General features: G+C 51.9%; 9 protein-coding genes. 3 read left to right on the forward strand and 6 right to left on the reverse strand.

Going from position 1 to position 6,240, the window contains the following annotated elements; all coding sequences use genetic code 11:
* Positions 1–53: 53 nt before the first annotated feature.
* Both hslO and KB557_RS01645 read right to left on the reverse strand, forming a co-directional pair.
* The gene (hslO, locus tag KB557_RS01640) at positions 54–944 is read right to left on the reverse strand and encodes an Hsp33 family molecular chaperone HslO (RefSeq protein WP_255131057.1); all 891 of its coding nucleotides are present in this window, start codon (positions 942–944) and stop codon (positions 54–56) included.
* Entirely contained in the window at positions 937–1,587 is a 651-nt protein-coding gene (locus KB557_RS01645) for an ABC transporter ATP-binding protein (RefSeq protein ID WP_255131066.1), read from the reverse strand. Before KB557_RS01645 ends, hslO begins: the two co-directional genes overlap by 8 nt.
* A 39-nt stretch (positions 1,588–1,626) precedes the next feature.
* On the opposite strand from KB557_RS01645, the gene KB557_RS01650 reads away from it, so the two are divergent.
* Both KB557_RS01650 and KB557_RS01655 read left to right on the forward strand, forming a co-directional pair.
* A complete protein-coding gene (locus KB557_RS01650; RefSeq protein WP_255131058.1) occupies positions 1,627–2,070 on the forward strand; it encodes a DUF3531 family protein in 444 nt (147 codons plus the stop codon).
* Between the two features lie 32 nt (positions 2,071–2,102).
* On the forward strand, positions 2,103–2,867 hold the full coding sequence (locus KB557_RS01655) for a 16S rRNA (uracil(1498)-N(3))-methyltransferase (protein ID WP_255131059.1): 765 nt from the start codon (positions 2,103–2,105) through the stop codon (positions 2,865–2,867).
* Here the strand turns inward: KB557_RS01655 and KB557_RS01660 are convergent.
* From KB557_RS01660 to KB557_RS01670, 3 genes are read right to left on the reverse strand one after another with little or no spacing between them, the layout of a single operon-like run.
* The gene (locus KB557_RS01660; protein ID WP_255131060.1) at positions 2,836–3,309 is read right to left on the reverse strand and encodes a hypothetical protein; all 474 of its coding nucleotides are present in this window, start codon (positions 3,307–3,309) and stop codon (positions 2,836–2,838) included. The genes KB557_RS01655 and KB557_RS01660 overlap by 32 nt on opposite strands.
* Before the next feature lie 60 nt (positions 3,310–3,369).
* Positions 3,370–4,689, reverse strand: a complete 1,320-nt coding sequence (locus KB557_RS01665) for a hypothetical protein (RefSeq protein WP_255131061.1) — start codon at positions 4,687–4,689, stop codon at positions 3,370–3,372.
* Between the two features lie 37 nt (positions 4,690–4,726).
* Positions 4,727–4,948: a DUF3104 domain-containing protein gene (locus KB557_RS01670; RefSeq protein WP_255131062.1), complete on the reverse strand. Its 222-nt coding sequence runs from the start codon at positions 4,946–4,948 to the stop codon at positions 4,727–4,729.
* Between the two features lie 71 nt (positions 4,949–5,019).
* Between KB557_RS01670 and KB557_RS01675 the strand changes: the two genes are divergently transcribed.
* A complete protein-coding gene (locus tag KB557_RS01675; RefSeq protein WP_255131063.1) occupies positions 5,020–5,730 on the forward strand; it encodes a DUF92 domain-containing protein in 711 nt (236 codons plus the stop codon).
* Here the strand turns inward: KB557_RS01675 and KB557_RS01680 are convergent.
* The coding region (locus KB557_RS01680; protein WP_399218486.1) for a sigma-70 family RNA polymerase sigma factor at positions 5,693–6,240 on the reverse strand (548 nt) is incomplete at its 5' end. The genes KB557_RS01675 and KB557_RS01680 overlap by 38 nt on opposite strands.

Genomic DNA, 6,240 nt, shown 5'->3' on the forward strand with positions numbered 1-6,240 from the left:
AGCGAGTATTACCTGGTAAGACTAGCGGGAATTTGGCTTCCCCCCTATGGGCATCAGTTAATCAAAGCCTGCAATTCATTTGAACTAAAGTTGTAAACTTCGTTGCAGAAATGACAGGTTAATTCCGCCCCATCATCTACCTTTATCATATCTTTTATTTCTTCCTCACCAAGTAATTTAAGCGCCGCAAGACTACGTTTACGAGTGCAGGGGCAACGAAAGCTCACCGGTTGTATCGCTTCCCCACCACCCACCAATACAGGATCAAGATCTGGAAAAATATCTTTTAATAATTCATCTAAATTACCAGCGCAACTCTGCAATTTGTGGCTGAAGTGCTTCACCTCACTGCAGCGGGCCTCCAATAAGGCCACCAAAGCAGGCTCATCTGCTGCTTTCGGTAGTATTTGTACTAACAACCCACCAGCACTTCGTATGCCGGTGTGATCAATTGTTTCACCAACAAATACCGCAGATGGGGTTTGTTCGGAATGTAATAAGTAAGATGCAATATCTTCACCAACACATCCGCTAACAAGTTCTACGGTGCTGCTATAGGGAGGTCCTTGGCCCTTATCGCGCACAACATGTAGATAACCGGTTCCAACAGCTTTGCTGAAATCAAATTGAGCTGGTTCGCCAATTGGATCAAGCTCTAATTGCGGAACGCCCACCTGACCCCTCACCGTGCCATCCCTGCCGGCGTCCACCATCAATCCTTTTAAAGGTCCATCAGCTTGGATGCGTAGGTTCACCCGGCCATGGGCCACCTTCATGGAACTAGCAAGCAATAAACCTGCCGTCATCGCTCGCCCCAACAAGGCGCTGGTGAGATATGAAAGGTTATGGCGACGTCTGGCATAACGGGCCGTAACCGTTGTGTTTATGGCCACTAGGCGGATACCGCCTCCAGCTGCCGTGGCACGCACCAACTGGTCAGGCATGGGCAAACATCGAATCGTTAGATCGTAAACAGCGCCCCTGGTGCAAGTGCCAATGCTGCTGCATCAAACCTTTAAATGCCTCCGGTTCATGGGTAACCACCAGCAATAAACGTTCGCGGCTAATCGGAATAAGCAGCTCCAAAAGATCGTGACGCACCGACCAATCCAAACCTGCAGTGGGTTCATCAAGGAGCAGGATCGGTGGATCTCGCAGCAATTGCACTGCGATAGCCAAGCGGCGCTGTTGCCCGCCACTTAAGCGTTCTGGCGCCTGTTGCAATGAAATGCCAGCCAAACCAACTTGAGCTAATACAGCTTCGATTTTTTCTGTTGCCAGGCGTCTGTGCCCTATGTGTAATTCCTGAGCAACGCTGAGGCCAAGAAAGTGTCGTTCCGGAAATTGAAACACCAAACCGCATAACCAACGCCTTTGACGTGCGCTGGTGCTGTGGCCGTCCCAGCGGATTTGGCCAGCCTGCGGGCTAGCTAAACCGGCAATTAAATCCAGCAAGCTGCTTTTACCGCTACCACTGCGGCCTGCCAGCAAAGCGGGTTCCCCCAGCCGCAATTGAAAATTGAGCCCCTCCAGGATTGGCTTTTCACTGGTGGCTGGGTGATAGCAAACCGCTTCAAGTTCCAGCAATGCCTGGTCCATTTGTGCACTGGTGCCTAGCTTGGCTCTATGCAGGTAAATTTTCGCGATTTCGATCCCTTCAACTGCTGGTTTTGGTTGCGTTTTCCAAACGTGCCAGGCCAGGGGGAACGCCAATACCTAGAGGAAACCTTCAATAGCTGGTATTTCCTTGGCCGGCTCGGTGCCTTCAACGCCGAAAACCTTCAAGTGCATGAAGAAGGTGCAGATGTGAGTTGGATGTCTTACGACAACGACGATGCAGAAACCTCCCTTTTGGCTGTTATGCACAACATGGGGGAATTTGAGTATCAAAGTGAATGGGCTCGGGTATGGCTGGATCTCGGCACCAGCGATGGGGTTGCCCTTGATGTGTTGATCAATTCATTAAGATGCCTTGATCGTGATTTACTTCAAATCGAAGAATTATTGATCGGTGGTACAAATGAAGATTGGCCAGTAGAAGAAAGTGAAGATCGCTTTTTTGAAAATTAAATCAAAATTACATATGTAAGAGAGGCGAAATCATGGCGGAGCAAAGGCGGCTAGTAATCTCCCCGAATCGTTTGCTTGATTTTGCCAAACCCCTTCCCCTTAGCCCTGGGGAACTGCACTATTTGCAAAGGGTTTTACGGCTTAAAAGCGGGGCAGGTTTCAACATTTGTGATGGCCATGGAACTATCTATCTGGCAAATTTATGCCCTGATGGCAATGCTCAGCTAATTAAAAAAGAAGTGTTGAAACCGCAAATAAAACCCTGTCTGCAATTATTTTTTGGTTTATTTCGCCGTGATTTAGAGGTGATGTTGCGGATGGCCACTGAACTTGGCGTGGATCAGCTTCATCCCCTGCAAGCCGATTATTCGCTACTTGAACCAGGCGGCCAGCGCCAAGAACGCTGGAACAGCATTATCAAAGAAGCAACCGAACAATCAGAACGGGCCTGGTTACCACAATTAGCGGCTCTGGAAAATACTGCTACCGCATTAACAACAGCAGCTGCTGTGGAGGTGTGTCGCTGGATTGGTGTTACCAGGGAAGCTGGGGTGCCCCCTTTAGAAAAGTTACTAAAAAGAGAAAATGCAATAAATGCAAAGCATTGGCAGCTGGCCTGCGGGCCGGAGGGTGGTTGGAGCAGCACTGAACGTGAGCTCGCCGCCGCTGCAGGTTGGCAAGCTGTGAGCCTCAGCCCCACGGTGTTGCGCTGCTCCACCGCTGCAATCAGCGGCCTTGCCTTGATGCAACATCAGCGGCTGCAACTCAGCGGCGAATCCCTTCAGCCATCTCCTTAAAGCCTGCGAGAGCTGCCCCAGGTAAGCGACGGGCGCGAGGCAGCGCATTTGCAGGATTTAGATACTTATCAGCAAAAGTTTCATTGCTAATAACCACTGTATTAGCTTCAATTTCGGCTCTTTCCGCCGCCAGTAATTGAGCCGTAGTGAGCACTTCAACTTCAGGAACTACGGGCGCAGGCTGATTCTTGGGCGCAGGCTGATTTTTGGGCGCAGGCTGATTTTTGGGAACCGGCGCTAGCTCCTTTGAGATCTTTACTGGTGCTTGTAAGGAAGGGCCAATTTTAAAAACAGGCGCTGCGGAATCTGAAGATGCAGGAATTTGATCAGCTGCAGGTTCGTTAATAGGCGCTGTTTTTACTGGCGCCACATCCACAGGAACAGTGGGCGCCTTGGAAATCTCCAGAAATGGCTTACCAATGCCAAGAAGCTTTTTCAACACAATGGAATCCCCTCAACCAACCCTAATTATCAGGGCATAAAGCCCATAGTTGCCGCTTACTTATGGCTGTGCAACATCAAATTCAGCGGCGGCCGCTTCTAACCAGTGCTCCAAGCCATGGTTTTTTTGCCATTCAGGTTGGTGGCAAGCAGAAAGAGTGCCAAGCAAACGATTCAATTGGTAACCATCAGCTCCCATCAATTGCCATTGGCTTTGGCGATAACGCCGCAAAGCTTGAGCATTGCAACCGCTTTGGCGTTTAAAGCCAGCCGCCCATCGCTTAGCAAAGCGGCGGATGCCATCTATCTCGCCATCAGCCCATAAAGGAATTTCAGCCGAACCCTTAAGGCGTGTCCAAAGGGGATGCAAATGCGCGGGTAAGGGCAAGCAACGTTCCTGCCCAGGCCGGCATGGTCTGCCTGCCCCTTGTAATCCCCAACTACGAATCCAAAGCACTGGTTGCCCATTCTCTAAGCCCAAATCGATCGGCCTCAACCCCGCGGCCTCGAGGGTGCGCAAACCAACTAAACGCACTAATAAATAGATGGGATCGTGTTGCCAATTTCTATCAAGGTTGCGCAGAAATGCTGCATCAAGATTCGGCTCCGGCCTTGGGCTCAAGGGCAGTGGTTCTAGGGCTGTAAAGGGATTCAGCGCCACCATCCCCTGGCGATAGGCCTGGGCATAAAAAGCGCGAATCACCGTGAGGCGTCGCTGGGCGGTGCTGGTACTTGCAGTAGCAAAAAGATGATTACGCCAGCGCCAGGCTGCGCCTTCACTAACTGCAGCCGGCAGGCTCACAGCACTGAAATCAAGCAGCCGCTTTAATTCACGGTGCCATTGCAATTCACTGCCAGAAGCAGAAACACCCCGCTGGCGCCGCTGAAGCACCCAACCCGCAACGGTGTTAGGTGCTCCCGGCCGTTTTCGCTGATCTAATGGCTGATGCAATTGCGTGAAAAAAGTTTCTTGCGCCAGCGGGAAATAGTCGCTTGAAAGCACCAAGCCTCGGGCACGAAAACCATTAACCAAAATTTCGGCCAGATCACTTTCTTCCGGAATTAACAACTCCCCACCAAAGTGCTGCTGCTGAAATTGACGGGCGCAATCCCTGGCCACCAACATCACCTCCCGTTTGCGCAACTGCAGGGCACCGGTGCTCAACTCCAGCAACCGCTGCACCTCTTCATCCACTTCCCTATAACGCCAATGGGCTTGGCTGAGATCGGGCCCAAGAAAGCGGCGAAACTTGCGTCGCCCGAGGGGGCGTCTCAATGACTTTGGTACTACCCGCTCATACCACCAACCAAGGGGAGTTCCCTCGGAATATTTGAGATAGATGAATTGCTCTCCCCCCTGCACGCCAACCCGACCGCTCAACTGAATACCAATTCCTTAATTTAAATACAAACTAATCTTAATCTTTGCGAATTGCAAGTAGATCGATCACCCAATCCGCGTTCACGGTGAGCACTGCCAGATCGTCTTCCCGTAGCACCTGAAGCAGGGAGGGTTCAGCGCTGCGGGCGCCACCCTCGCAGCAAATCACCTGAGCTAGAAAAGGTTGCTGACGCGGAGGTGCCACCGCCACCACATCCCCCACCCGCACAGCAAGAAACAAGGGGCCCGGGGAATTCACTCACAATCCAGCAATCGAGTTACAATGGTACGCCTGAACTGCTCACAAAAATCACTCCAATGGTCGCTCTAATGATCACTGGCTTGTTTAGTGCCGTAATTAATGCTGTTCTGATCTTGCTGGTGCGGCGTTTACCTCTATTAACACCAGCCGGTTGGTGGCATGCCTGGGGGCTTGGCACCTTGCTGGGAATCAGCCTCGGCTGGCGTGGCTGGCTGGCGGTGGTGCTTTATTTGGCGTTTGGCTCCGCAGTTACAAAGCTGGGATTTGCAAAAAAACAAGCCCTTGGTATTGCAGAGGGTCGCGGCGGCAAAAGAGGGCCAGAAAATGTTTGGGGATCTGCCGCCACCGGCCTAGTGCTGGCGCTGGCAACCCTGCTGCCAGGAGCACCAAAACAGTTGCTGCTGAGCGGTTTTATTGCAAGTTTTGCCGCAAAACTGGCTGATACTTTTGGCAGTGAGATCGGTAAACGTTGGGGTAAAACCACCTTGAGCTTGAGCCGATGGCGCCCAGTTCCTCCCGGTACCGATGGCGCCGTAAGCATTGAGGGAACAGCGGCCAGCCTTATTGGTGCCCTGCTGTTTTGTTGTATCGGCTGGGGCTTGGGTTTGATTCCAGCAGGGCAGATCGCATTACTGAGTGCCGTGGGGCTAGTGGCAAGTTTGCTCGAAAGTTTGATCGGGGCTGAATTACAACCCCGCTTTGTGTGGCTTAGTAATGAAGGGGTAAATGGCTTACTAACCGTTATTGCAGCTGGGCTTGCCATGGCCCTGCTGCGCTGAGTTGCTGTTGCAACTGTTGCTGCAAACGCTTTAAACGGCGCGAGAGGCGGCATGGGGTGAGTTGAAGTTCGCGGGCTAATTCCCGTTGCGAGCGTCCGTCGATCCAGCAGCCGCGAACAAGGCGCTGATCAACTGGTGCTAAGCCAGATATTTTTTCATCAATTTCCTGCAGCAGTAAGTTTTGCTCAGGAGATGGGCGGGCATCCACCAATTCGTGGCTTACTGAACTTTGGCCATCAGCATCTTGGCTTTGCGCGTCAAGGCTTGTGCATTGCAAGGCATGGTGCAAGCGCCGGGCCTGCTCTAAACGCTCTTCTGTGCAACCAAGCTGCAAGGCCAAAACAGGATCGGTAAGAGGTGGCAAGCCTTGGTGCTGCATTTGTTGTTGCAGCTGTTCTTGTTTTGCCATCAAATTACGGAGCCGCCAGGAGCAACGAATCGGTTGATGCCGGTCGCGCAGATGGTGCCGCATCTTGCCGAGAATTAATGGCACGGCGTAAGTGCTAAACG

Source organism: Synechococcus sp. Cruz CV12-2-Slac-r (assembly GCF_024346075.1).
GTDB lineage: Bacteria > Cyanobacteriota > Cyanobacteriia > PCC-6307 > Cyanobiaceae > Synechococcus_D.

What these genes read in the sequence shown, in the direction of transcription:
- hslO (WP_255131057.1), bottom strand. Translation starts at nt 944, where the DNA reads ATGCCTGACCAGTTGGTGCGTGCCACGGCAGCTGGAGGCGGTATCCGC.
- KB557_RS01650 (WP_255131058.1), top strand. Translation starts at nt 1,627, where the DNA reads ATGCAGGTAAATTTTCGCGATTTCGATCCCTTCAACTGCTGGTTTTGG.
- KB557_RS01655 (WP_255131059.1), top strand. Translation starts at nt 2,103, where the DNA reads ATGGCGGAGCAAAGGCGGCTAGTAATCTCCCCGAATCGTTTGCTTGAT.
- KB557_RS01675 (WP_255131063.1), top strand. Translation starts at nt 5,020, where the DNA reads ATGATCACTGGCTTGTTTAGTGCCGTAATTAATGCTGTTCTGATCTTG.